3 protein-coding genes are annotated in these 1,582 nt (G+C 29.1%); all 3 read right to left on the bottom strand.

Annotation, left to right across the window (positions count from 1 at the left end; all coding sequences use genetic code 11):
* Nucleotides 1-272: 272 nt before the first annotated feature.
* The 3 genes from ACI43T_RS11895 to ACI43T_RS11885 all read right to left on the bottom strand — a co-directional run bounded on the left by ACI43T_RS11895 (nucleotide 273) and on the right by ACI43T_RS11885 (nucleotide 1,497).
* Nucleotides 273-845: a hypothetical protein gene (locus ACI43T_RS11895; RefSeq protein WP_405387314.1), complete on the bottom strand. Its 573-nt coding sequence runs from the start codon at nucleotides 843-845 to the stop codon at nucleotides 273-275.
* A gap of 25 nt (nucleotides 846-870) precedes the next feature.
* A complete protein-coding gene (locus ACI43T_RS11890; protein WP_405387312.1) occupies nucleotides 871-984 on the bottom strand; it encodes a hypothetical protein in 114 nt (37 codons plus the stop codon).
* Nucleotides 985-1,110: 126 nt separating this feature from the next.
* Nucleotides 1,111-1,497, bottom strand: a complete 387-nt coding sequence (locus ACI43T_RS11885) for a hypothetical protein (RefSeq protein WP_405387310.1) — start codon at nucleotides 1,495-1,497, stop codon at nucleotides 1,111-1,113.
* Between the last annotated feature and the right edge of the window lie 85 nt (nucleotides 1,498-1,582).

Here is a 1,582-nt window from a genome sequence, read left to right as displayed (position 1 = left end):
CACCTGCGCCAGCGGTTCGTAGCCGTCCTGTCCGGCGTACAGGTAGGTATGCGTCTGCCAGCCGTCGATTGTTTGTAGCAGCCGGTCGTCGCTCCATAAGTAACGGGTTTCGCCGAGGATGCCGCCTTCGGCATCAATCCGACGTTGCGAAAGAAAAATGTTTTCAGACGGCCTCAACTTTATTGAGGCCGTCTGAAAACATGGTTTTGAAAAGTTGCGTAGATTTATTGATACCAGCGCTCCGCCTGCGGGTATACGCCTTACTACCAAATTTAAATATCTATATGTGTAATAGCTAATATTGTAGTATTGATTTCTTTCTTTTCTATTTCATTCAATTCTTCATTTGAACAATAATCTAACAATGCAAAATGAATTATATCAAGATATTTTGTATTTTTAATCTTCATATAGTTATTTTTGATATCTTGAAAAAAACCCATTCGTTCATGTTTATTTATCAACAAACACCGAATAATAAATCTTCCCACCTCACATGCAGCATATTCTTCATAAAATCCAATATTTTTAATAATTTTACTTATCAAGTTATATCTATCTTTATGGCTTATTTTAGAAAAATCCAAATCTGAGTTTTCCAAATTTACAATCCATGAAAAAAATCCTTTATTATTTATAAATTTTAAATTATTAAACATATCATCTATAAATAAAAAAGAATGTTCATCTATAATATAAGGTATTTTATTGGAGCTAATATTTGTAGATAAATATTCCAATGCTTCTTTTAAATCATTTCCATTTAATCTGAATAAACATTGTATTATTTCATCATTTCCAAGAATATCAATTTCAGAACAACTTAACTTTCTAATATCTTTCATATAACACCTTATTACTATATAAAAACTATGGAGTTACAGCATTCACAGGAATTGTCCACCATAACGCAGGGAAAAATGAAGGTATCATCCTTACCCCTCTATAAATAAGATAACCCGCTCCCACTCCCCCTGCTATCATTAGTATTCGAAGAATAAATTACTGATTATTTATTAGTTCTAATAGAAACAGTATATTCTTCTGGGTGTTCATAATCATCTATATTAGAAATATCTACTACAGTATGATAATTGGAATCAGATATAATTAAACTAAAAAAATCTTTTTTTTTTCAATTAATTCTAACCAATAGTAGATATCCTTATATTTTATTAAAAAAATAGGATATGATTCATCTCTAAAACCAAATTTGTCTAATGAAGACACATTACCATTATAAAGAATATATAAATCTTCATTATCGAAATAATATTTATTTAGAAAATCATAGAATTTAGTATAAATTTCATTTAAATGAATATATAAAACATCATATTTCATAGAAAAATTTTTATATATTTCTAACGATTTCGGAAGTATAAATGTATTTTTGACACTTCTTAATGCATCACTCATGCCTGGATCATTCTTCCACAGGTTTAATATATCCATTTGATTTAACGCGCATTGTTCTAAATCGGGTTCAAATACCATATTAATGCTCCAAAATTTTTAATTAAATCGATGTTGAAAAACCATTCCTTCTACTTTTTTATATTTCCATGCACCATTATTGAAA

The sequence above is a fragment of the Neisseria oralis genome (assembly GCF_045062685.1).
Taxonomy (GTDB): Bacteria; Pseudomonadota; Gammaproteobacteria; order Burkholderiales; family Neisseriaceae; genus Neisseria; species Neisseria oralis.
Note: the sequence above shows the minus strand (reverse complement) of the source record. Positions and strands in the feature narration are given on the sequence as shown.

Excerpts from the sequence above, each read along its gene's own strand:
- ACI43T_RS11895 (WP_405387314.1), bottom strand. The coding sequence starts at position 845 with ATGAAAGATATTAGAAAGTTAAGTTGTTCTGAAATTGATATTCTTGGA.
- ACI43T_RS11890 (WP_405387312.1), bottom strand. The coding sequence starts at position 984 with ATGATAGCAGGGGGAGTGGGAGCGGGTTATCTTATTTATAGAGGGGTA.
- ACI43T_RS11885 (WP_405387310.1), bottom strand. The coding sequence starts at position 1,497 with ATGGTATTTGAACCCGATTTAGAACAATGCGCGTTAAATCAAATGGAT.